At 56.0% G+C, this 23,306-nt stretch carries 16 protein-coding genes; 4 read left to right on the top strand and 12 right to left on the bottom strand.

The annotated features are described in order from the left end of the window. Positions 1 to 454, top strand: a 454-nt coding sequence (locus RE6C_RS26875) for a hypothetical protein (RefSeq protein ID WP_144054888.1), incomplete at its 5' end; no start/stop codon positions are given. 21 nt (positions 455 to 475) lie between these two features. On the opposite strand, the gene RE6C_RS26870 is transcribed toward RE6C_RS26875, so the two are convergent. From RE6C_RS26870 to RE6C_RS26855, 4 genes are all read right to left on the bottom strand, one after another. Then, complete coding sequence (locus RE6C_RS26870; protein ID WP_008661766.1) at positions 476 to 4,438, bottom strand: oxoprolinase family protein; 3,963 nt, start codon at positions 4,436 to 4,438, stop codon at positions 476 to 478. A 61-nt stretch (positions 4,439 to 4,499) separates the two neighbouring features. Continuing rightward, positions 4,500 to 5,768, bottom strand: coding sequence for a phosphoserine phosphatase SerB (gene serB, locus RE6C_RS26865; RefSeq protein ID WP_008661764.1), 1,269 nt, complete (start codon positions 5,766 to 5,768; stop codon positions 4,500 to 4,502). 47 nt (positions 5,769 to 5,815) lie between these two features. After that, positions 5,816 to 7,162, bottom strand: a complete 1,347-nt coding sequence (gene trkA / locus RE6C_RS26860; RefSeq protein ID WP_008661763.1) for a Trk system potassium transporter TrkA — start codon at positions 7,160 to 7,162, stop codon at positions 5,816 to 5,818. Positions 7,163 to 7,166: 4 nt separating this feature from the next. Beyond that, a complete protein-coding gene (locus RE6C_RS26855; RefSeq protein ID WP_007331653.1) occupies positions 7,167 to 7,358 on the bottom strand; it encodes a hypothetical protein in 192 nt (63 codons plus the stop codon). A 245-nt stretch (positions 7,359 to 7,603) separates the two neighbouring features. Here RE6C_RS26855 and RE6C_RS26850 point away from each other — a divergent pair, with 245 nt between their 5' ends. Next, positions 7,604 to 8,812, top strand: a complete 1,209-nt coding sequence (locus tag RE6C_RS26850; protein WP_008661760.1) for a lactonase family protein — start codon at positions 7,604 to 7,606, stop codon at positions 8,810 to 8,812. A gap of 64 nt (positions 8,813 to 8,876) precedes the next feature. Here RE6C_RS26850 and RE6C_RS26845 read toward each other — a convergent pair whose 3' ends face one another. After that, a complete protein-coding gene (locus tag RE6C_RS26845; protein WP_008661759.1) occupies positions 8,877 to 10,340 on the bottom strand; it encodes a sulfatase-like hydrolase/transferase in 1,464 nt (487 codons plus the stop codon). A 30-nt stretch (positions 10,341 to 10,370) separates the two neighbouring features. Between RE6C_RS26845 and RE6C_RS26840 the strand changes: the two genes are divergently transcribed. After that, complete coding sequence (locus RE6C_RS26840; RefSeq protein WP_008661757.1) at positions 10,371 to 11,105, top strand: SDR family oxidoreductase; 735 nt, start codon at positions 10,371 to 10,373, stop codon at positions 11,103 to 11,105. A gap of 116 nt (positions 11,106 to 11,221) precedes the next feature. Here the strand turns inward: RE6C_RS26840 and RE6C_RS26835 are convergent, their stop codons facing one another. The 6 genes from RE6C_RS26835 to RE6C_RS26810 form a co-directional block, all read right to left on the bottom strand. Beyond that, complete coding sequence (locus tag RE6C_RS26835; RefSeq protein ID WP_008661756.1) at positions 11,222 to 12,937, bottom strand: serine/threonine protein kinase; 1,716 nt, start codon at positions 12,935 to 12,937, stop codon at positions 11,222 to 11,224. After that, complete coding sequence (locus RE6C_RS26830; RefSeq protein ID WP_008661755.1) at positions 12,924 to 13,583, bottom strand: ECF-type sigma factor; 660 nt, start codon at positions 13,581 to 13,583, stop codon at positions 12,924 to 12,926. The genes RE6C_RS26835 and RE6C_RS26830 overlap by 14 nt, the downstream gene beginning before the upstream one ends. Positions 13,584 to 13,621: 38 nt before the next feature. Continuing rightward, positions 13,622 to 14,764: a formylglycine-generating enzyme family protein gene (locus RE6C_RS26825; protein ID WP_236618551.1), complete on the bottom strand. Its 1,143-nt coding sequence runs from the start codon at positions 14,762 to 14,764 to the stop codon at positions 13,622 to 13,624. Beyond that, positions 14,718 to 16,049: a DUF1552 domain-containing protein gene (locus RE6C_RS26820; RefSeq protein ID WP_008661751.1), complete on the bottom strand. Its 1,332-nt coding sequence runs from the start codon at positions 16,047 to 16,049 to the stop codon at positions 14,718 to 14,720. Before RE6C_RS26820 ends, RE6C_RS26825 begins: the two co-directional genes overlap by 47 nt. Beyond that, complete coding sequence (locus RE6C_RS26815) at positions 16,046 to 18,577, bottom strand: DUF1592 domain-containing protein (RefSeq protein ID WP_008661749.1); 2,532 nt, start codon at positions 18,575 to 18,577, stop codon at positions 16,046 to 16,048. Before RE6C_RS26815 ends, RE6C_RS26820 begins: the two co-directional genes overlap by 4 nt. A gap of 141 nt (positions 18,578 to 18,718) precedes the next feature. Then, entirely contained in the window at positions 18,719 to 20,017 is a 1,299-nt protein-coding gene (locus tag RE6C_RS26810) for a sodium:calcium antiporter (RefSeq protein ID WP_008661748.1), read from the bottom strand. Between the two features lie 506 nt (positions 20,018 to 20,523). On the opposite strand from RE6C_RS26810, the gene RE6C_RS26805 reads away from it, so the two are divergent. Further along, on the top strand, positions 20,524 to 21,708 hold the full coding sequence (locus RE6C_RS26805) for a DUF1571 domain-containing protein (protein WP_008661747.1): 1,185 nt from the start codon (positions 20,524 to 20,526) through the stop codon (positions 21,706 to 21,708). A gap of 29 nt (positions 21,709 to 21,737) precedes the next feature. On the opposite strand, the gene RE6C_RS26800 is transcribed toward RE6C_RS26805, so the two are convergent. After that, complete coding sequence (locus RE6C_RS26800) at positions 21,738 to 23,042, bottom strand: serine hydrolase domain-containing protein (protein WP_008661746.1); 1,305 nt, start codon at positions 23,040 to 23,042, stop codon at positions 21,738 to 21,740. Positions 23,043 to 23,306: the final 264 nt, after the last annotated feature.

The raw sequence follows: 23,306 nt of genomic DNA, 5'->3' as shown, positions 1-23,306 counted from the left end.
CTCGGGTGGGGCGACGGTCCAACCAATCACCGCGATGCACGCGATCTCGACGGTGGATGGATCGATTCGTTGGAGTCGTTCATTCGATGATGCTTGGGGTTGCACCGTGGAGCAACCTTGGGTCACGCCGATGTTACTCCTCGTGCGAGCTCACCTGACCGTTCCGGGCAACGGCGTGCGGCGTCGGCAAATGGATGTGATGGGAATCAGCACGGTTGATGGCGAAACGCTGCATGAAATCGATCGCAAAGAAACAAGCAGCAACACGAACGTCATCGAAAGTCGGGTGAAATTGATTCCGCATCGCAACACGATGTTGGCTGAGATTCAATTGGAGCTGCTGACTTATACGTTCAAGGAAGAAGGGTCCGACGACGATGTGGATTCTGAAGCGGATCCCAAAACGGATGAAGTCGATGAGTTGGACAGGACAAAAGAGATAGTGCCGGAGTGATCTAATTCAAGGGAACTCAAGTCATTCGGCGGATGGTTCTTTGCCATAACCACCGCCGCCGGGAGTTTCCATGATCAACCGATCGCCGGCATCAACTTCTTGGCTGGTCGCGAAAGGAAGCTCCGTCCGCTGAGACTGATGCACTAAGGTTTGACGTCCCGATCGACCAGATTCTCCACCGTGCATTCCGTACGCGCGCGTGGTTCGTCGCGAGGTGATGAGCGAAAGCGTCAACGGGCGAAGGAATTCCATTTCACGAATCATTCCGTCACCGCCTCGGTTCTGCCCTGCTCCACCACTGCCACGACGGATCGCAAAACGCCAAAGGCGAACCGGCAATCGTGACTCCAAAATTTCAGGGTCGGTGATTCGGGTGTTGGTCATGTGTGTGTGGACCGCGTCCGCACCCGATGCATTTGCCGTCGCACCGGCTCCGCCGCCGATGGTTTCGTAGTAGCCAAAGGTTGAGTCGCCGAGCAGCAGGTTGTTCATCGTGCCCTGAGATGCGGCCGCGACGCCCAGTGCTCCCAGCAACACATCCACCACGCGATTGCTGGTTTCGACATTTCCTGCGACCACCGCGGGGCTGGTCTCCGGTGTTGAGCCGGCAGGAGGCGACAGCAATCCGTCCGGGATGATCAGCTCGATTCGTTTGAGCACTCCATCGCAAAGAGGCAATTCACCCGGCACGACACAGCGGAGCACGTACAGCACGGCTGCGGTCACGATGGATGGAGTGGCATTGAATCCGTTGGCGTGCACGGGGCCGGTGCCCGCAAAATCAATTCGCAAGCGACCGGTGGATTGGTCCGGTTGCAGTGAGACTCGGATCGGCGTTCCGTCGTCGAGTGAATCTTCAAAGTTTCGCGGCGCGGTTCCCAGGGTTGAGATCCAGGCAGCGGTTGCTTCACCAGCGACATGCAGGAGCTGTTTCAGCAGTTGCGTTAAACGCGTCTTGGTCATCGAGCCTGCCAGCGTTTGAATTCGATTCGCACCGGCCTGCCCTGCCGCTTCCGCCGCCGCGATGTCAGCCATGTTCTCATCCACATTTCGCGAAGGATACGTTGCACTGCCAAGTAGTTTGCGAATGTGAGCATGATGAGATTGCCCGTTACGAACCAAACACTCGTTGTGCAGGACGACGCCTTCTTCTGCGAGACACGTGGCCGCGGGTGCCATCGATCCAGGGACCATGCCACCGATTTCAGCGTGATGGCATCGCGACGCGACGAAGAAGTCGCAGGGCCAATGCTTTGGACGCGACGAAGTGGTTGTGTCGTCATCACAAAAGACAGGAGTCACGACGGTGATGTCCGGCAGATGCGAACCACCGGCGTAGGGATCATTGCTGATGTAGGAATCGCCCGGAGACATTTCCGGGTAGTCCGAAATTAGGCTGCGCACCGTGTGGCTCATCGCACCCAAATGCACGGGCACGTGTGGTGCGTTGGCAACCAAAGATCCATCGCCCAGGAACACAGCGCAACTGTAATCGCGACGCTCTTTGACGTTGACGCTGACACTGGTGCGGCGAATGACTTCGCCCATCGCTTCCGCGATGCCCTGCACTCTTCTCGCCGCGATTTCCATCGCGATGGTGTCGTCCAGCTGTCCCGTTCCGAGCGCCGACGAGTTTGATTTAGCTGAAGGAGCGGACTCTTTGCGGATTTCTAAGATCCCATCGCTGGACATCGTCGCCACCCAACCTGGTTCGACGACCAAAACAGAATAAGGGCCTGCCACGACTGATGGTCCAGATATTTCCTGACCTGTGAAGATCGACTCTCGGTCCCAAAGATCGACCTTCCGATAGGCTCCCTGAACCCACATCGAAATTGCTTCCGGTTTCGCGGGTGTGGAGGCCGTCTTAGTGGAATTCGCTGAGGTTTCGGGTGCCGCCTCGTTTGAGTTTTGATTTCGCTCGATCGTCGCTTCGCAGCGGATGGCCACGACTTCGATGGGCATGGATGACCGGACGTAACCAAACGTGGACTGATGCTTCGCGTCAAAACGATCGGGAAGTGTCTCCAGCGGAAACAAATCGATCGTCAATGTTGACTGCGTCCCCAGTGGTCTCGCGTCGCATTGATGCACGACTTGCAGAGAAGTGTTCTGCGGGATTTTTTCTTCTTGTCGAAGTTGTTGATCACATTGGTCGAGTGTCCGATTCGCGGCTGATTGCAGCGCCGGGATCTGCTCGGAAATGAACGTTCGTGTTGTCGTATCAGCGGCATCCGGAATTGAGTGGGCGACGGTGAGTTGCACTGATTCGGTCGCGATACGGCCGATCGACGCGGCACCCATTCCGACCGCCGACAGCAAACCCGAATCGGGATGGTCGATCACGTGAGTCATCTCTAGCGAGTCAGCGATTTGGCAAAGGTGACCACCCGCGGCACCTCCAAATCCGACCAACGCCATTCGTCTTGCATCACTACCGGCGGCGGTCGTGACGACCCGGACCGCTTCGGCCATTTGCGTGATTGCCAATTGCAGAAAACCGTCGGCGAGTTGTTCTGGTGAAAGCGTGCTGTCGGTTGCCAGCTGTTGATGTGCTTGTTGCAGTGCCGTTTGAGCGGCCACCAAATCCAATGGGAATGGGAAGCGATCGATCGGCAGTCGACCCAACAAGACATTGACATCGGTGACCGTCAGCGGGCCGCCGTGGCCGTAGCAGGCCGGGCCCGGGAAGGCTCCGGCACTGTCAGGGCCGACCGTCAGCCGTCCGTCGCGGATGGCACAGATGGAGCCGCCGCCGGATGCGATCGTGTGAATGTCCATCATCGGAGTCAGCACACGGATGCCGCCGATCATGCTCTCTTGTCGTCGTCCGACCGAGCCTTCAAAACGACTGACATCGGTGCTGGTGCCGCCCATGTCCAATCCAACGGCACCGGAAACACCGCACTGTTTGGCAACTTCACCAAGTGCAACGACACCACCGGCGGGGCCGGACAGCACGCTGTCTTTGCCTCGGAAACCGGCTGAGGCGACAAGATTGCCACCGCTGGTCATCCATCTCAGATGACAGGTCGTTTCGCCACCAAATTGCTCCCAGACTCTTGCAACATAGGATTCGAGTATGGGCATCAAGTAGGCATCCAGCGTCGTCGTCTCGGCTCGCGGCACGATTCGTGGAAGCGACGCCACCTCGGTCGAGCAAATGACGTCGTCGAAACCGACCTCGCGGGCCATTCGCTGGACGATTCGCTCGTGAGCGTCATTGCGATGGGCATGCAGCAAGCAAATCGCCAGCACCACTTTTTCGGGGCCGCTGGCTTTGAGTTCCAACAAAGATGAACGCAAGTGCGATTCATCAACGGGAATCAGCTCTTCGCCGTTCGCGTTCAGTCGACCGCGAATCTCCAGCACCTGAGTTGCCAAGGGTTGGGGCTTCACGATGTCGAGCGCAAACAGGTCTGGCCGGTCTTGAGTTCCAATGGAGAGAAGATCCGCAAACCCTTCCGTGATCAGCAATGCCGTGGGTGCGCCGTTGCGTGTGAGCAACGCGTTGGTGCCTCGCGTGGTTCCCATGCGAACCGATAGCGATGGAAGCGGTTGCGACAACGGGCACGACAGCAACACTCGCGTCGCCAAAATCGGCGATTCGATCTCGGCATCCAACACCCAGTTTTGATCGCGGCGAAGTTGGGTCGCTGGTCCGTCCAGTTGCAACTGAACCTTGCCGGAACTTTGTCGTCGGCAACTCAATACGGTGAACGATTCACCTTGTATCACCGATTCAGCTTGCTCGCGGAGCTTGGCGGTTTCCCAGAAAGCGTCGATGGCAAACGCGGGTGGGAGCTCGACTTCGACCTGAGTGAAGTCATCGCTGTGGTCCAGGACTCGAACCGACACCAATCCGCTGCTGAGAACTTTAATGGCGTCGCGTTGGCGATGTCCGTTTGAATCGGTTTGTTGAACGAGGCAATCGGTGAAGGTGCCGCCGACATCAACCCAGACTTCAAGCTGTTCGGTGTGCATGGAGTGTCAATTGGAGTTTGAAAAGCTGGTCAACAACATGTCAGCGATGGCGACCTCGCTGTCACTCAACCAGATCGCGGTCTCTGACGCCAAGCAGATAGAGAACAGCGTCCAGCCCCAACGTGGACATGCGATGTTCGGCGGATTCACGCACGATCGGTTTGGCGTGAAAGGCAATCCCCAAACCGGCGCGGGAGAGCATGGGCAGGTCATTTGCACCGTCACCGATAGCGATCATCTGTTTGCGATCGACGCCTTCGTTCGCGGCGAGTTGTTCCAGCAGCAAAGCCTTACGTTCCGCATTGACGATGGGGCCGAGGACTCGGCCGGTCAGCTTTCCATCGACGATTTCGAGTTGATTGGCGTGCACATGGTCGATGCCCAGCAACTTCTGAAGGTGTTCACCAAAGTAGGTGAAGCCACCACTCAAGATCGCGGTCGTGTATCCAAAGCGACGCAGGTTCGAAAGCAAACGCTCGGCACCTTCGGTCAACTGCAACCGCTCAGCGACTTTGGGGAGAACGCTCTCGGGCAATCCTTCGAGCGACTGCACTCTTTGGCGAAGCGACTCGTCAAAGTCGATCTCACCTCGCATCGCCGCTTCGGTGATCGCACTGACCTTTTCTCCAGCACCGGCTTCTTTTGCCAGTTCGTCAATCACCTCGGCTTGTAGTAGCGTCGAGTCCATGTCGAGCGCGACGATGCGACGGTTGCGACGGAACGCGTCATCACGTTGCCATGCCAGATCCAAATTCAAGCGATTTGATAGTTCCAGCAGGCTGGCTTTAAGAGCGTTTGCATCAGTGGGATCACCACGCAACGAGAACTCCACGCAGGCACGTGTCAGTTCGTCACCTGGTTCGCGTTCGGGGCGACCTGACAATCGCGTGATCACGTCGATGTTCAGACCTTGGTCGGAGACTAACCGGCTGACCGCAGCAAACTGTTCCGCGGTGACGGACCGCGAAAGCAGTGTGAGAATGAAACGTGATTTGCCTTGCCGTTTCACCCATGCGTCATAGTCCGGATCGCAAACGATTTTGGCTTTGCATTTCAGGCCGAGTTTGCGACTCTTTCGCCGCATCTTTCGTATCAGGCGTTCGGGATCTTCGGTGCCAGGGATCTGGACCAGCATTCCAAGCAAAAGTGATCGGTGAATCACGGCTTGATTGACGTCGATGACTCGGCAATTGAAACGATGCAATCGTTCCGAGATGGACGCGGTCAAACCCGGGCAATCGTCGCCGGTGAATCGCAGCAAAACGATTGTGGGCGGACGCGTTGGAAGGGAAGAGGTTCCGAGGGGGGATGGCAAAATGGAATCGTTCACAACAGCGGTGGGGGTTGGCTTAGGAGCGTTCGTGGTGACTGGCACAATCAATCGCTGTGAAAGAGTGAAAGGACTTCGTCGGCATCGGATAAATCGATCAAGGCGACGATGATGTCGTTGACTTCCAGCACGTCGCTGGCGGTTGGGACGCGTACAAATCCGTCACGTTGGATCGCAGCGATTAGGCATCGCCCCGCCAAAGGCAGGTTCGCCAGGGACGCCTGCGTGACGGCGGATCCTTCCAGGATTTCCAATTCGTAGACGCCGATGGAGCCGTTGGGCAATTTGCTTTGGCTGATGATGGCTCCTTCGTTCAGGAACCCAAGGATTTGGCGAGCGACGACGTCTCGTTCACTGACGGCCAAGTCGATGCCAAGCTTTCCGACCACGTTGGCGTAATCGGGACGCCCGACAACACACATCACGCGTGACGCGCCCAGTTCACGAGCCTCAACGCCCGCCATGATGTTGTTTTCATCGTTGCCCGTGCAGCCGACAAAGTAGTCGACTGTGCCGCCACCTTCATCTTCCAATACGCTGCGACGGTTGGCGTTGGCATGCACGACGGTGACATCTGGCAATAGTTTGGACAGTTGTTCGCAACGTTTCGCGTCTTGTTCGAGCAGCACGGTTCGGAAGTCTTCCCGGCCAAGCAGTCCGGCCAAGTGGTAACCGGTTTCACCGCCACCGGCGATCATGACCTTGGATTGCTTGCGACGTCGTTTCTCACCACCAAAGATTTGGCGTGCCACGCTCACAGCGTCCGGCATCCCGACCAAGCTGACTCGGTCACCGGCACGAGTTTCGTCGGCACCGCTGGCGATCCACATGCGTCCTTCGCGTGCGAGCGATCCGATTCGCACGCTGGGCGGGAGCTGCAATTCCATCAGCTTCTTACCAGCCGCCGCCGAGCCCGCGGCGACGTCCATTTCATAGACTTGCAGTTGTCCACGAGCAAAGTGTTCGAGCGGGATCGCATCGGGGTTGCGAATCGCTCGAGCGAGTTCCGACGCGGAGAGCTGTTCGAGTGAAAGCAAACTGTCGATTTGAAAATGTCGTTGGTAGTCAAACGTCGACAGGTCGCGAAAAGCGGGGGCATAAACACGTGCGATTGCGCGACGAGCCCCCAATGCTTTCGCCATGCTCGCGGCGACAATGTTGACTTCGTCGTCTCCGGTGACGGCGAGGCACAAGTCAGCGCTGAGCACGTCGGCCGAGAACAGCACGGTGCTCTGGGAGGCATTGCCTTCGATTGCCCGAACATCCAATTCGCTGTTGATTGATCGAACGATTTCAGGATCGCTGTCGATCAGCGTGACGCTGTGCCGGCGTCTGCACAGCATATCGGCGATCCAGCGTCCAACCGTCCCACCACCGAGGGTCAGAATCCTCATCGGCTCAGACCATCCAGTCCAAGAAGAGAACCAGGGCGAAAACGACCGCCATGAAACCGGTGATCCAGCGGGCTGTGTGGAAGGCGTGCCGAAGGATCAGCGACAAATCTTCGTGCCGTGTTGCACCAAATACCAATGAGATCGCAATGATCAGTGGCAGGTAGTACAGCAAATAGGTGGGCGAAATTGAAAGCACAGCGGATTCCAGGAAAGGTTCGAAGAACGAGCATCCTAGATCAAACCACCGCCGATCGGCAATGTCACGCGGAGAGAGCTTCTAGCTTCTAGCTCCTAGCTCCTAGCTCCTAGCTCCTGTGCTCCTGTGCTCCTGTGCTCCTGTGCTCCTGTGCTCCTGCCCCACTTTCCTCCTTCTCCACGCCCGCTGGGGTATGATGCCCCCTTCAGCGAGAATTCCCCGCCAGACAGCCACGAATTGCAACCATGATCGGAGAGACGCAGATGAGCAGCGAATTGAGCGGCAACCAGCAAACAAGAACACGTGCGAACTTTGGGATGAAGCTTGGCCCGATGGCCATGGTCGTTTTGGCGGTTTTGCAAGGGAATCCGGCGATGGCGGAAACACTGAACGTTTGGTTTGGAACCACGACGCCCCGAGGCGGCGTTAGCGAAGGGATCTACCACGCCACCTTCGATACCGAATCGGGCAAACTGAGTCCAGCGACCTTGGCGGTCAAAGCCCAGCAACCCGGGTTCTTGGCGATGCACCCGAGCAAGCCCGTGCTGTATGCCTCCAGCGGAAGCGGCGTCACGGCCTACCGAGTGCAAGCTGAATCGAAGGACGCGAAATTGATTGAAATGGGATCGGTCGAGAGCGGCGATGGTGGAGTCGCACACTTGGCGACCGATCGCACGGGGAGTGTGCTGCTTTCGGCACAATACGGCGGTGGCTCAACGACGTTGTACGAATTGGCCGAAGACGGATCCGTCGCGCGCCGCGTGGAGGTCCATGAACATGACGATCTGTTGTCACCGGCAGGGTCGGGTGTGGCTGGCAATCGACAAAATGCACCACACGCTCACTGGGTCGGCACGTCGCCCGATAACCGATTCGCGTTCACTCCCGATTTGGGAATGGACAAAGTCGTGATTTGGAAACTGGATCCGAACAGTCCATCGCTTACGCATCATGGTTTTGGCGAAGGGATTCCCGGTGGTGGGCCGCGTCACATGAAGTTCAGCCCTGACGGCAAACGTATCTATTTGCTCAACGAACTGACACTATCGGTCACCGTGTTCGACTACGACGCGGAGACGGGCACGATGACCGCCGGCCAAACCATCCCTGCCTTGTCGGAAGAAACCAAAGCGAAAGAGCGTTTTAACAGTTCGTCCGAAATTCGCGTTCATCCGTCAGGCAAATTTGTGTACTCCGCCAATCGTGGCCACGATAGTATCTCCGTCTTTCGCGTTGATGAGGCGGGGCAATTGGAACTGGTCGAGGTCGAAGCCATTCGCGGCGGTTGGCCTCGCAACTTCAACCTCGATCCCAGCGGTCGTTGGTTGATTGCAGCGGGCAGAGACAGCCACACTGCCACGGTCTTTGAAGTCGACGGGGACACTGGCGAACTGACCTTCACCCGACAAACCCAGCAAGTCCCCACTCCGATCTGCGTGCTGTTCAGCAAGTAGAGTGGGAATCGAGCGTCTATCGATGACCGATCTGTCGCTTCATGTCGGTCATGGAATTTGACCCTCAGTCAGTGAGGGTGTTTTGGTGGAGCGTTTGAAAGGCTTCCTCGAGTCGAGCGCGAGCTGACTCGGCCCGTTCATCATCCGCCGCCGCTGGTGATTCGGCAGGCAGTTGGCGTGCGTCCCACAGTTGATCCTTCTGAGTAAATGCACGCCATGAACCGTCAAACAAACTCTCGCCTTTTCCGCTGATCGCGTGGTGAACCCACGGTCGAAGTTCACCGGTTTGCCCGTGAATCTGTGGCACGATGCTGCGGCCATCGACGATCAGCGATTCAGGAATTGCGGTGTTGGTCAATTCGCAATACGTGGGGAATAGGTCAACGACATCCACCAAGTCGTCACAAACCTGGCCGGCGGGTACCGATGGCGGTCCCCAGACGATCAGTGGAACGTGAGTGCCCGCGTCATTCAATTCGAATTTGCCGCCGTTAACGGTTCCGGCACGCGTATGGCGAGTGTGTTTCCGTTCCCCCGGTTGTCCGAATTTTGGATTGTCAAAGTCGACCTCGTGCGTGCCATTGTCACCCATGAATACCACATAGGTGTTGTCTCGGATTCCAAGTCTTTCCACCGCGTCGAGCAACCGGCCTACGAGTTGGTCCAAGTAGCCGACCATGTGTGTGAGTCGGGGTTGCCGATTCAGTCTTCGATCCTCCGGGGTTTCGACGATTGGATCGTGCGGAAGCAGTTCATTGTGGATGATCAAAAAGGGTTGGTTCGCAGCTTGTGCCTCAGCCATTTGCTCAATCACATAATCGACCAACACATCAGGACCGAATCGCTTCTGGATATCTTCCCGAATTTGGCCGTCCTCGTTGAACGTCGGATTCCAATGTCGTGACGTCTTTTCTCCGTCCCGCCAGATCTGCCAGACACACCAGGAATCAAAGCCCGCGTTGCGGATGTGGTTCGGCCAGACTTCGAGTGTCGCCAGTTGCCATTTGCCGGTCACGCTGGTGGTGTAGCCGTTGGCACGCAACAGTTGCGGGAAGGTGGGCATCTTGCCGAAGTCCACTTTTTGGTGTGTTCCCTTGTGCACCGGCAGGACTCCAAGATGCGAATGGCGAAACGGATAAAGCCCTGTCAGTAGGCTGACTCGCGAGGGTGTGCAGACGGGGCTCGCGTAGGCCCGGTTGAACCGCACGCCTTCCGCTGCCATGGCATCCAGCTTTGGGGTGGTGAAATCGAGGCCGTCATAACACTGCAGCGTTTCGTAGCCGAGGTCATCAGCGTAGATCATCAAGATGTTTGGTTGAGGCGTGACGCTGGTTGGCTCAATGGCGCTTGATGCGGCGAGAGACAAAAAGCAGGTGCATAGCAAAACAACAAGGAAAAACGAGGCTCGGAACATGAAGTGATAGACCAGGAAAAACGCGTGCCATGAAAACGGGGTGGGTTTGCAGAGATAGTGTAGATTGCTGGCGTAGTTTTTGGGTGAAAGGTCATTGCTGGGAAAATCGTTCAAGTATTCACCAGCGGGAAAGAGTGTTTTCGAATGAACAGCAAACGGGTTGCCATCGTCACCGGTGGGTCGCGTGGGATCGGTTCGGCGATCGCTGAACGATTGGCGAGCGATGGTTTGGCGGTTGTGGTCAATTACTCGAGTAGTCCCAAGGCGGCTGACGAGGTGACTCAGCGAATCACAGATGCAGGCGGCGAAGCAAAGTCGTTTCAAGCAGACGTGAGTGACGCAGACGCGGTCAAAGGACTCTTTGATTTCGCGACGGAGTCATTCGGCGGGGTAGACGTGCTGGTGAACAACGCGGGCATTCTGAAAATGCAAACGATCGCGGAGACTTCCGACGAGGAATTTGGTCGGCTGGTCGATATCAACCTCAAAGGTTGTTTTCACACGATGCGAGAAGCGTCCCGTCAACTGCGCGATGGTGGTCGAGTGATCAATCTTTCGTCCAGTGTCATCGGATTGCGGATGCCAAACTACGGTGTTTATTCAGCGACGAAAGCGGCGGTGGAAGCCATGTCGGCTGTATTGGCAAACGAACTGAGAGGACGACGGATCACGGTCAACTCAGTCGCACCCGGCCCGACCGCCACCAAGCTTTTCCTGGATGACAAGTCGGATGAGTTGATCGATCGGCTGACGAAGATGTCGCCGCTGGAACGACTGGGAGAGCCGAGCGACATTGCATCCGTGGTGTCCTTTTTGGCCGGCCCGGATGGGGCTTGGGTGAACGGTCAGACGCTACGGGCCAACGGGGGAATCGTTTGAAAGTGGAAGGGGTTGCGAGCACGAGCACGAGCACGAGCACGAGCACGAGCACGAGCACGAGCACGAGCACGAGCACGAGCACGAGAAGCTAGAAGCTAGAAGCTAGAAGCTAGAAATCAGCGGATGTTGGTCTGCTCGATTTCGGTGAGTTCTCGTTCGGCGTTGGTGACACTTCGGCCGCCGATCTTTTGACGCCAGTGTTCTGATTTCATTGCCATCGCGTACAACCCGAAGGAGACCGCGATTCCGATCACGCCCACAATCAGTGACGGGGAAAGAGAGTTGGGGCGCAGGACCTGATCGAATCCTGCTGCCACGACGACGGGGATCCAAATCAACCACCATGCGAAGCCGATGACGGGGCCGACCCACAAAGAAAAACGCCTGACTGCGTCGAGCTTTTCGCGAATTTCGGTGATCGGTTGGGACGTGTCGATGCGTTTGATTCGAACCAAGACGTTGGCCGCCGAAATGATCAAGAACAAACCGTAGACGTGCACGATCACGCCACTGACCAATTGATGTGGCACGTGCGTGTTGGGGGCCCAGCAGTAAGCACCCAACGCGATAAGAGCGACTCCAATCAAAATTTGAAGCACCTGGCCGACACCCAAAGGTCGCAACGCCGATTTAACCCGCTCCATGAGTTGGCGACGTGTCAGGAGCAATCGGCCCGCGAGTTCTTGCTCTTGAATTCCGACGGAGGAAGGAACGCGGTCTCGTTGAGAAGCTGAGTCGACGATCTGGGTTGGAGCGAGCGCGGCGCGGTCACCCGAGGCAATGGATTGCACGTCCGATTTGATTTGGCTGGCTCGTTGATAGCGTCTGCGCGGTTCTTTCTCGAGCGTTCGCAGAACAACATCATCCAATCGAACATCGATCTCGACCTTTTGCGATGGGGCCGCGAAACGACCGATCGGAAGTTCACCGGTCAGCATCTCGTAGAAGACGACGCCAAGTGAATAAATGTCGGCGCGATGGTCGACTCCACGTGCTCCTTCGAGTTGTTCAGGTGCCATGTACCGCGGCGTGCCCATGATCTGGTGTGTGCCCGTGAGCGCCGATGTTTGGTCTTGATCGCCGAGAAGTCGCGAAAGTCCGAAGTCGGCGATCTTCACCGAGCCATCGATCGCCATCAGGATGTTTTCTGGTTTGATGTCGCGGTGGATGACGCCGTTGTCATGAGCGTACTGAAGCGCGTCGCAAAGATGCGGCACGATCGCGAGTGCATGATTGGGAGCGAGTTGGCCTGCCGCGACGACATCCCGCAGCGTGGATCCGTCGACGTATTCCATCAAGAAATAGTACGTGTCGTCGACGTGTCCGAACTCATAGACTGAGACAATATTCGGATGGTTCAATTTCGCGAGCGTGCGAGCTTCACGAGTGAACCGCAATGCGAACTTGACATCGTGTCCGAATTCTTCGGGCAGGATTTTAAGGGCGACGACACGATCCAGGCCTTCTTGGCGAGCTTTGTAGACCGCACCCATTCCGCCCGCGCCGAGTAGTTCGGTGATCTTCAAATTAGGGAATTGCTCACCCAGTTGTTCGACCGACGGTGGGATGAAGGCTCGCTTGGGTTGGTCGTTCCCGCGGAACGCGTCGCGGATGACGGAGATGCTATTGGGAAAGCGATCCAGGTAGTCTTGTTCGGTTGGGTTCTCGGATCGTCGCCGGCGATAGTCGACATCCAAAACGACCAATTCAGCCAACAAAACGTCTCGCTCCTCGGGTGAAATGTCTTCCGTCAGAGCCGATTCGATCGAGGGGGATTGGTCGGATTGCCATTTGCGTTCGAATTCGGCGCAAAGGTCATCAATTCGTTCCAAGGTCGCGATCGGTAGTTTTTTCTGGCGAATGCTCATCGAACAGTTCCTGTTGACATTTTTCACGGATGAGGTGCAGACGACGCTCAATCGTCCGTTCAGAGCATCCAAATCGTGTGGCGAGTTCCGCGTTGGAATACCCTTCTAACTTGGCACCCGCTAAATCTCTCAACTGCCCGACACCCAAATGCGAAAAAAATTGCTCGACCGATTCTTCCATCATCAAAACCATTTCGGGTGAGGGCTCGTCGCCGATGGCTTCGATGAATGTTCGGTCGTCATCGCGTTTGTCGAGGGAATGGAGCTGAACGTTGCCGCCGCGACGTTGACGTTGATCACGGCGACGTTTGTCCACCACTTTGCGAGCCGACATCTTCAACAATAAACGCCACAGATCGTCTCGGTCGGAAAGATCCGGAAAACGGCCCTTTTGAGCCGCCGAGTAGAAACTGTCGAAGACGCTCAGGACGATGTCCTCTTCATCCGAGACGGCTCGGTTTTGGCCAAAGAGTTTGTTTCGGACCGATCCGACCAAGCGGTCATAGTAGTGCTGCCAAATCTGGTTGGCGGCAATGGAATCGCCGTCTTTGACTTGGTCGATCCAGTGGCTGACATTTTGAGGTTCCGACATGGAAGACAACTGTGGCATTGCGCGGCACCCGTGACAACACCACGACGATGTCGCTCTCAATCGTTGGCGGCGTTCGTCCCGATTTTTAAGTTCGTTCGCGGTTCCCGGGCGACTCGAAACCCCGTGTAGATCGTTGCATCGGCTGCTTCAGCAAACGTGCGGATCGAACATCGCACGGACGCTGGAGCGCAGGTCCAAGCTCCACCTCGCATGCTCCGCCAATCCCCGTAAGTATGTTGCGGTGTTTCCTCCAGCGCCACTGGATCGGTCACGGTGAACTTTGATCGTTCCGGCCATGGGACGTCATCCAGGTAGTTTCGATAGAGATCGGCTGACCAGCGATCTTGGCACCATTCCCAAACGTTGCCGTGCATGTCATGCAGACCCCATGGGTTGGGTTGGAAGCGAGCGGTTCGGGCGGTGAAGACCACACCGTCGCCGTCGTTCGCCTTCAGCTTGATCGCCCGCTGATAGCGGGTTGTGTTTGGCTGAACAGCCTCGAGTGCCCCATCGGCAACGTTGGCATGCACGTAGGCATCGTCCGGGTCACTCCCCCAGGAATACCATGTTGTTTGACCAGCACGGCAGGCGTATTCCCATTCGGCTTCGGTCGGCAGGCGATACGTCGCGGTTTCCTGTTCCGAGAGCCAATGACAGAACTTCACCGCGTCATTCCAACTGACGGCGACGACGGGATGGTCGTCAGATTGTTCAAAGCCGGGAGATCTCCAAGTCACATCGGATGACTTTCGAAAGCGGTCGACGTAGTCCTTTTCATCTGGAAAGCATCCCAAGGCTCCACCGTTCTTTTCGGCGTCGGTTCGATACCCGGTGGCTTCGATAAAGGCACGGAACTGAGCGACGGTGACTTCCGTGGTTTGAAGCTCAAACGGTTTTGTGAGCACCACCAAATGCGATGGCGAATCAAAACGGAATTCTTGAGGATTGCTGAAGGAATGAGCCAATGCAAATTTGCGATCACGCTGGTTCGATTTGTCAAAACCTCGTCGGTATTCACCTGGTTCGATTGCAACGAACCGCATGCCGATCGAATTGGTCTGCGTTTGCCGAGTCGGTTCATCCGCTCGGCTTGGCAGCGTCAAAAACCTGCCAATACGAGAGCCGAACTCAGTCGTTTGATACACGGGCGAATCATGCGAGAAGTTCCCTGATGCTTCCAGTGCTGTCCTGGAACTCACCGTCCACGTTCACTCCCATCCGTTCAACCATGGTTTGCCACAGTGAAGAAAGCGGCGTGTTGTCTTTGAGTTGAAGGTGCGTTTGGTGACGGATGCCGAGCCCGCTGCCGCCGGAAATCATCGTCGGCAGAAGGTCTTTGCTGTGCCCAATTCCCATGCCGCTGGAGAATCCCAGCAACGTGTTGTCCAGCAGAGTGCCCTCCCCTTCGCGAATGGATGCCAAGCGGTTCAGGAAGTGGCTCCAGTGTTGCATGTAGATTGCGTCGACCCGGGCAAGTTCTTCCAGGTTCTTTGGGTCGTTGCCGTGGTGCGTCAGTTCGTGATAGCCCTTGGAAACACCAAATTCCGGGTACACGCCACCGGCCAATTCAGTTCGAACGACGTAGCTGACCACACGCGTGGAATCTGTTTGAAACGCCAGTGCGATCAGGTCGTACATCAATTTCGCGTACGTGTCGTAGACGAACTTTCCATTGCCCTCCGGTGCGACGGCTTTTTCGTAATCACCAAACCCATCGAGGTTGGGGGACGGTTTGGGACGATCGGACCAGTCCATTTCACGTCGCAATGTCGTTTCAACTTCGCGAATGGAATGGAAGTATTGGTCCAGTTGTTGACGATCGGATTGGCTGAGTCGTGTTTGCAATTGTTTCGCATCCGACAACACCGCGTCGAGCACACTGCCACGTTGTCGGAATTCGTCACTTTGTTTGACGAGTTGTTGGGAGTTGGGCGGGCGAAAGAGATGGTTGAAAATGGTCTGCGGATCATTCTCGGCGGCCAATGGGATGCCCTGTCGATTCCATGAAATGGTTGCCAGAGCTTGCGAACCAAAGCCGGTGCCACGTTTGACAGACAACTGCAATGACGGGAACCGAGTGTGCTTGCCCTGCACTTCGGCGGCCAATTGATCGGGCGAGATTGTTTGTTTTTCGCCGCGAGCGATCGAGGTCGCAAACGGGTAGGCACCGTCGTGACCGCCACCGTGACTGAGCGAGGTTCCCGACAGAACCGTGAACTGATCGCGTTGCTTTTCCAGTGGCTTCAAGATGCGAGACATTTTCGCGTCTTGCCCATAGCCTTCCGGGTAGAACTGCCGCATGTTCATGCCCGTGCCAAAGTAGAACATGCCCATCCGTGGGACGGCCTTGGTGGATTCCGCGGCGGAGGCCGTTCGCGGCAACATCGCTTCCAACCAAGGCAACGCCAAACAGGTGCTGGCCCCACGCAGAAGCATCCGGCGGTTGAGCGTCTTGAGTCGTGGTTTGTATGACGGTTTGCTCATCGGGACACAAATGCCTGGCTGGTGACAATGGATTGAATCAGTGCTCGGAAGGTGTCGCCTTCCGCTTTCATGTCGGTGACGACGCGATTCAGGGTTGCATCATCTTCAGGTCCGACGGGGCGACCAAAAGCGTAGACAAACACCTTTTCCGACAAGGATCGGCGGAAGCGATCGCTTTGTTGCAGCAGCAATGCCCGAAAATCTTCGAAGCCTGTGAATTCGTTGCCGTTGGGGAGCCGGCCGCTGGCGTCGATCACAGGCAGATTGCGACCGCGAAAATTCTCGCCGTCTTGTTTCTCTCGCCATTGCCCGACGACGTTGAAGTTTTCCAACGCCAGCCCATACGGATCGAGCGAGCGATGGCAGGCCGCGCAGGCTTCGATTTGTTGGTGCTGCAGCAAGCGTTCTCGGACGGTCAGGCGTTGGCCTTGGATGTTGGGTTCGACTTCGCCCGCGTTGGGTGGCGGTGGATCCGGGGGGTTGTTGAACAAGACTTCCCGAACATAGACCGCTCGCGAAACCGGTTTGGTGCGAGTGCCGTCCGATCCGGCTTGGTGCACTCCTGCCATCGCCAGCAACCCACCACGCACGGAATCCGGTGGCAAATCAACTTTACGAAACTCCTCGCCGCTGACATCATCGATGCCATAGTGTCGAGCGAGCCGATCGTTAATGACCACAAAGTCCGAGTCAAGAAAGTTCAACACGCTTCGGTTGCTGCGTAAAATCTCACGAAAGAATTCGAGCGGTTCGCGAACGAAGGCTTCGGCTAGTTTTTCGTCGTATTCCCGATACAAGGATCGGTCGGGCGTGAACGTCAGGAATGTGTCGGTCTGCAGCCACTGTCGAGCGAAACTGTCGACGAACCGATCCATTTTGGGATCCGCCAGCATCCGTTCGACTTGCCGTTTGCGTTGTTTGGGATCGATCAGTTCGTCGTCTTTGGCCGCGCGAAAGAGTTCCTGGTCCGGCATGGAAGACCACAGGAAGTACGACATTCGCGACGCGATTTCGTGGTTGGTCAGCACGGAGTTGTCTGCGTCGTTTCCATTTCCTTCTGCAAGGTAGAGGAAATTCGGCGACGTCAGTGTGGCGGCCAACCCAACGCGAATGGCTTCGTGGAATGTTTCACCGTTTTCAAGTTCCGATTGAATGACTCCAAGGATCGGTTCAACCTCGCGTTCGTCCATCGGACGCCGCCACGCGATCGGCAAGAGTCGCAAGAGGATCTCACGGGCGTATGCCAGGTCATCGGTTCCTGCTTCGCCGCGGAACAAGACGGTCGTGTGGCTTTTCGGCGGCCATTGATCGTACAAGGGACCTTCGACTTCCAAATGATCCAAGAAGACTCGCGGGAATTTGGTCAGGTCGAGTTTTTCAGGATCGGGTGTCGAACGTTCTCCGCCCCAGCCTTCGGCGATCTTGCGACCGGCCAGACGCAGCGATTCGGCGAAGTCGCCGGCTTCACCCACTTCATTGATTCGTCTCATGAAGTTTTCGCCAGGACGTTGGCCCATCGAAAGCTTGGTGTCGTTCAGGATTTCGATGCTGAGTTCACCGCCCAGGGTGTCTCGCGGAATTGTCACGGTGGTATCGGTGGGTGAGTCCCAAGGTGCCGTCACGTCGTACTCCATGATCGTTTGCATGGAGTCATCGGGATGGCTGTGTTTCAAACGAATTCGCGGCACTTCCCCGTCGATGCCCGGGGCACCACCGGCACGGATGGTGAACCGATAGAAACCGTTGGTTGGTGCGACGTTGTTGTCCTTGCGACCCGGGTAACGAAGCATCCCGAAAGACCGCGTGCTGCCTTCGATCAGTTGCAAGCCACCTGGGACCGGATTCATTCCCCGACGTGTGACGAGATATCCAATCGCGTGGCTGTCGGCGATCTCCTCGAATTCCAACCGCATCGTTTCGGTCGGGTATTCCGGTGAACCATCCACAATCGCCCGATCCGCGATCCGGCGTGCGACACGGTAGTAGTGAGTCATCAGTGAAGGGTCGACCATCAAGGCAGTGCTGACTTTGTCGAATCCTTCTGCGGTGCCATCGGGCGGTAAAGTGTCGAGTGGACTTTCACCGGTCGGGAACTTCATCGACAGCAAGTCGGAAACGGTGTTCGTGTATTCATGCCGGTTCAATCGACGCAGCCGAACTTGTTTGTCGGATCGGCTTTGCGAGCGTTCCAGTTCTCGCAACTCGCCTGAGACCCACTCGGAGGTTTGCGAGATGATGTCGACTGGAAGTGGCGGTTCGCCATCAGGAGGCATCTCGCCCAGGTTGATAGCGTTTCGGATTTCGATCCATTTCAACGCGTTTTCGCGATCGGTGAGATCGCCGGTCAGTTGATCAATCCTCAGGTTTGCTTCCGCTGATTCGGAACCGTGGCACTCAGCGCAGTGCTTTTTCAGCGACGCGAGCACGTCGGCCGGGACTTCGGCGAAGACTGGCTCACTCGCGATGATTTGCGCGGCGACGATCAACGCCGCCGCGAAGATGAACGAACGTGACTTCCAAGTGGTCAACTCAAGCGACTCTCTGTTGGTGATTCATTCCGTCACGCAGCCACGTATCCTTTTGGGAAACGCGGGCGAAAAAACACGGCCAATCAGTCTACAACAAGTGAGTTGACGATTCAGGTTTTGAGAAGGTTTGGGCTGAGCGGGCTAAATGATGGTGCCGATCGCTGGCAGCATTCTCAGGAACGTTTGCAATTGGTCCGAGATCTGGTGGACCCATTCGACATCGTTTTCGTGGGCCAGGATGTAGACGACAAACAGACCGTACATGGTCAACAAAGCAAACGCTTTGCCTCGCTTCATTTCGACATACTTGGTTCCGTCCGCCGCGACACCACGTTTGCCGATGTAGTAGATCAAAAAACCGATGATCGTCAGGATGAAGAGGAACAAACGCAGTTCGCCGCTTTGAGCCGCGATTTCGGGCTCCATTGCGATGGGGCCGTGGATGAGCGTGAACAGGAACAGTGGGAAGCCGAGTGCGAAGCAAATGTCAAAGATGTTGCTGCCCAAGGCGTTGGCCACCGCATCGTCGTAGTCGCCGTCTCGAGCGTCGCGAATGGACATGACCGTGTCAGGGACGCTGGTCGCCATCGATGCAAAGATGACTGCGACGAACATGGCGGGCATGCCCAGGCCTTCGAAGGTCTGCCCGAACAATTCGTACGATGGATTCTCAACGTTGGCCGGGCCGCTGCCGAGCCACTCGCACGCCAGCACCAACGTCCAGCAGGCCATGGCGATGACTCCCGTGCTGGTCAATAGCAATCCCCAGCCGTTCCAGGTTTCTTCTTTCATCTGTTCGCGATGATGGTCTTTTACAAACCATCGTTCCAGATCCAAGAGCGGGCCTCCGGAGATCCAATAGAACAAGGTGGCGATGGCGCCACGTGGGGACTCATCCTCCTCTTCGTCTTCATCATCCGATTGCTCGTCGTCGGAGGACAACTCAGAAGGCTTCATCGTCGTCAACATGTACACGAGGTAGGTCCCGTACATCAGCATCAGGATCAAACCTTGCCACCAATGAAGTTGTTCTCCGTTGATCAACAGAATGAGAATGAACTCGCAGATGATCAGCGAGATCCCATCGCGGAGAAGAACACGAGTGGAAACGTTGACCGAGGTGACTCGGACTCCCATCACGACAAAGCCAACCACGCTGAGAATGCAAACCGCGGGAATGATCATGCCGTTGAACAACGCGCTTCCTGCCGTGGTCCCGATGCCGATCGAAAATCCATCTCGGTCGGAAAGCACAAACAGTGCGATCAGTGTTGTGAAGAGCTCCGGAATTGAACTGGAGATGGCATTGATCGTGCCGCCGCGAACGCCTTCGGAAAGGTTGCGTCCGATGTACTCACTCGCGATTTCAAATCCATCGCAGGCTCGCCAAATGACGAGGCAGGTGAGGAAGATCAGAACGAGTGGGATGACGATGCCCATGGAAGCCTTGAAAAACGGAAAGAGGAAGTTCGATTCGCGGATTGCTCACGACCCCAAAGAATGACATCGCGAAGGTAACAATTACAAGTGGCAGCAGTGTTTTGCCAACACCTCCGATTGGGCATGAGTTCCACGCTCGGTTTCACGAGGCCGTCTCAGAATGCAATCCGCGGATATCAGATTGAACGCGAAGAGTCCTCGTTGTCCATCGCCGGATGCTCTTTGCGATCACGCGGCCGAGTCGTGAAACAGACAATGATGCGTGTATTGCTGTGCATGAAAGGCGGAAGACTGTGCCGGTTTTACCGGCCATCCAGACATCACCGCTTTCGTTCCAGTTCAGAAAGATCCTTTTTGGTTGTTTCCACTGGAGGGGTCGCTAATCTGAAACTTTGACTTTTTTAGGTAATCGGCACGTTTCCTGCACCAACGGTCCTCGCCGCCTGGGCTGAACGAGCACCACCGGAAACGAACGGACATTCGACCGCCATTTGGAGCCACCTTCTATGCCGACCTCATCCATGACCCGCCGCCTTCGAACTTCGGCCAACGTCGCGTCCACCTTGACATTGTCGTGCGTCGTGTTGGGATCGCTCACCAACTCGCTGTCAGTCCGTGCCGACGATGCCGCATCGGTGTCTCATCACGCGGCCAAGTTTGGTGATTCGGGTAATGACCGAGTGTCGGTGCAGAAGATTGCTGTGGAAGACAGTACCGATCAGCTGGCCGAGCAAGCGATCGCTGAATTGGGATTGGACAATTCAAACGTCATCCAACAAGTGTCGGCGACATCGCCGATGAACTCGCTCTCGACAAAAGACGCTTTGGCTCCGTTGATGGATGCACAGGGCACCGCGGGCAATCCGAAGGATCATCGATCGAGCCCACCGATCGCCGATCATCCATTGGGTTGGGCACTTGGGTTTGCACGGGCTCATGCTGACCACATTCGACAGCACGTCAGCGATTACAGTTGCAAGCTGATCAAACGCGAACGCATCGATGGCGAACTGCAGACGCCGCAGATCATGGATGTTGCCGTGCGTGTCGCACAAACGAACCAGACGGGTGATGTCTCGCCGATGTCCGTGTTCTTGCAATACCAATCACCACGTACACTACGCGATCGCCGAGTTCTCTACATCGAAGGCGAGAACGAAGGGAAAGCCCGTGTTCGAAAAGGCGGTGGAGCACTCAGCTATTTGGTGCTTTCGATTGATCCACACGGGCGACAGGCCAAAGAGCAAAGCAACTATCCGATCACGGACATTGGTTTTGACAAGATCATGAATCGCTTGATTGGGTTGATCGAATTTGACATGGAAACCGATCCGACCGGCAACAACACCGAAGTGACCTACTTTCGGAAAGCCCGGGTGATGGGACGGCCAGCCACGCACATTCAGATTGTTCATCCATCCAAAGAAGGCGGTGTCACATTCCATCGTGCCAACGCATTCATTGATGACGAACTGCACGTCCCCATCCGTTTGGAAGTCTACGATTGGCCCACTGCGGAAGGCGACGCACCTGAGTTGAAAGAGGAGTACACCTACGCGGATCTGAAACTCAATGTCGGCCTGGCTGATGCCGCATTCGCTTCGACTCGCTTGAAAGGCAAGCTGAAAGGTCCTGTCGGTTTGACCAAAACGGATTTGAAAGTCAGTCCCAATGCGGTTGCAAAGGATTGAACGATTCAGGCCGGCGTCAACACGCCAAGTCAGTCTTGTCTGAGATAGATGCTGTTGAGGATCTTGAGCGATTGGACCTTTCCGTTTTCTTGCCCTTCCAGCAACACGCCGACGTCGTCGTCGGATCCATCCAAGTATTGAAGACGTTTCGCAGACGATGTTTTCGCGAGTTTGCCAAACGTTTTGGGGCCTCCCCAGTCGATCACCATTTCCAATCCTTGGCCGGCTTCCGAAACGGTTATCACTCGCGACTGAAGTCTGAACTGCCCGACCAACGATTCGCGGAATTCTTTCTCGAACTGCTGCGAATTCGGGAGTGGAATGACCATGGTCTCCAAAGCCTTTCGGCAGCCAGATTCGGCAAGGAAGAAACCACGCTTGTCGTCGGTGTTGGCCAGGACGATTAAAGAAGCGTTCTGTTCTGGGTACCAAGAAACCGCGGTGAGGAATCCACGCACCGAACCGGTGTGAGAGACTCGCTGATGAGGTTCGCCTGCATCGGCGATTCGCCAACCAAGTCCATAGCCGCCGTCGGGTCCAGGCTGCAGCATTCTCTCAACGCTTGTCTTTGATTTTCGAAGCGTCAGGAGAAAGGAGAGCATGTCCTCCGCGTTGGCAACGATCCCTCCCATTCCTTGGTATTGCAAACCGTAAAAATCGCCGTAGGGATGATCCAATGCGGAACGGTCTGCGCCATAGGTTGATTTGCCGATTGACACCTGGAAGTCTTTGGGGGCGGAGTCACCGGTGAAACAAGCGGCATCCATTTTCGCGGGACGCAAAACCAATTCACGAATTGCGTTCTGGTAGGTCTGGCCGGTTACCTCCGCGATGATGGCGGCGAGCAACGCGTAGCCCTGGTTCCAGTATTCAAATTTGGTTCCTGGTTTCTGTTGTGGGCCACCTCGCAGATAGGCTTTGGTCACCTGACCGACATCTTTTGACACAGGACCATAGTTCGTGCCGGGAATGCCGGAGGTATGTTGCAGCAGATGTTGGATCGTGATGCCGCGACAACTCTCAGGGACATTTGGCAAGTGATCCGCAATGGAATCCTCCAGAGACAATTTGCCTTGTCGATCGAGGATGATCACCGCGAGAGCCGTGACCGGTTTGGTCACCGACCCAATCTCGAACAGCGTTTTCGAATCGATTGGAATTTTTGATTCGGAGTCTGCGTAGCCAAAGCTAAGATTGGCGATGACCTTTCCATCTTTTTCGGCAACCACGATCCCACTGAAATTGCTTTTGCCGGCTCGGTCGATGACTTCTGCGAATTGACTCTGCAGCGACTCCTGGCCCATCAGAGTTTGGACGAGGAAGAATTGACTCACCAGTGTCGATATCAAAAGACTGGTGCAAAAGCGTACGGCCATCTGTTTGTTCCCGCAGATCGATCGAGACCATTGCCACCGGCGAGGCCGGTGACCGTTCTCTTATTTGAAATCGTTCTCTGTGGGACTGTATGCGTGCCACCCGGGCGGGTCAAGTTTGGGGCTCGCATTCAATGATTGGATCGACCGAGTGCGGTCACTCTATGAGAAACGCTGGATCCAGGGTCGGATCCAGCGTTGATGGTGAAATGATTGAAGAACCTA

Source organism: Rhodopirellula europaea 6C (assembly GCF_000338295.1).
Classification (GTDB): domain Bacteria; phylum Planctomycetota; class Planctomycetia; order Pirellulales; family Pirellulaceae; genus Rhodopirellula; species Rhodopirellula europaea.
This window is presented reverse-complemented; position numbering and strand designations above follow the sequence as displayed.

Bases quoted from the DNA above. Each gene is read 5' to 3' on its own strand.
- RE6C_RS26850 (WP_008661760.1), top strand. From the start codon at position 7,604: ATGATCGGAGAGACGCAGATGAGCAGCGAATTGAGCGGCAACCAGCAA.
- RE6C_RS26830 (WP_008661755.1), bottom strand. From the start codon at position 13,583: ATGCCACAGTTGTCTTCCATGTCGGAACCTCAAAATGTCAGCCACTGG.
- RE6C_RS26870 (WP_008661766.1), bottom strand. From the start codon at position 4,438: ATGCACACCGAACAGCTTGAAGTCTGGGTTGATGTCGGCGGCACCTTC.
- trkA (WP_008661763.1), bottom strand. From the start codon at position 7,162: ATGAGGATTCTGACCCTCGGTGGTGGGACGGTTGGACGCTGGATCGCC.
- RE6C_RS26820 (WP_008661751.1), bottom strand. From the start codon at position 16,049: ATGAGCAAACCGTCATACAAACCACGACTCAAGACGCTCAACCGCCGG.
- RE6C_RS26805 (WP_008661747.1), top strand. From the start codon at position 20,524: ATGCCGACCTCATCCATGACCCGCCGCCTTCGAACTTCGGCCAACGTC.
- RE6C_RS26840 (WP_008661757.1), top strand. From the start codon at position 10,371: ATGAACAGCAAACGGGTTGCCATCGTCACCGGTGGGTCGCGTGGGATC.
- RE6C_RS26810 (WP_008661748.1), bottom strand. From the start codon at position 20,017: ATGGGCATCGTCATCCCACTCGTTCTGATCTTCCTCACCTGCCTCGTC.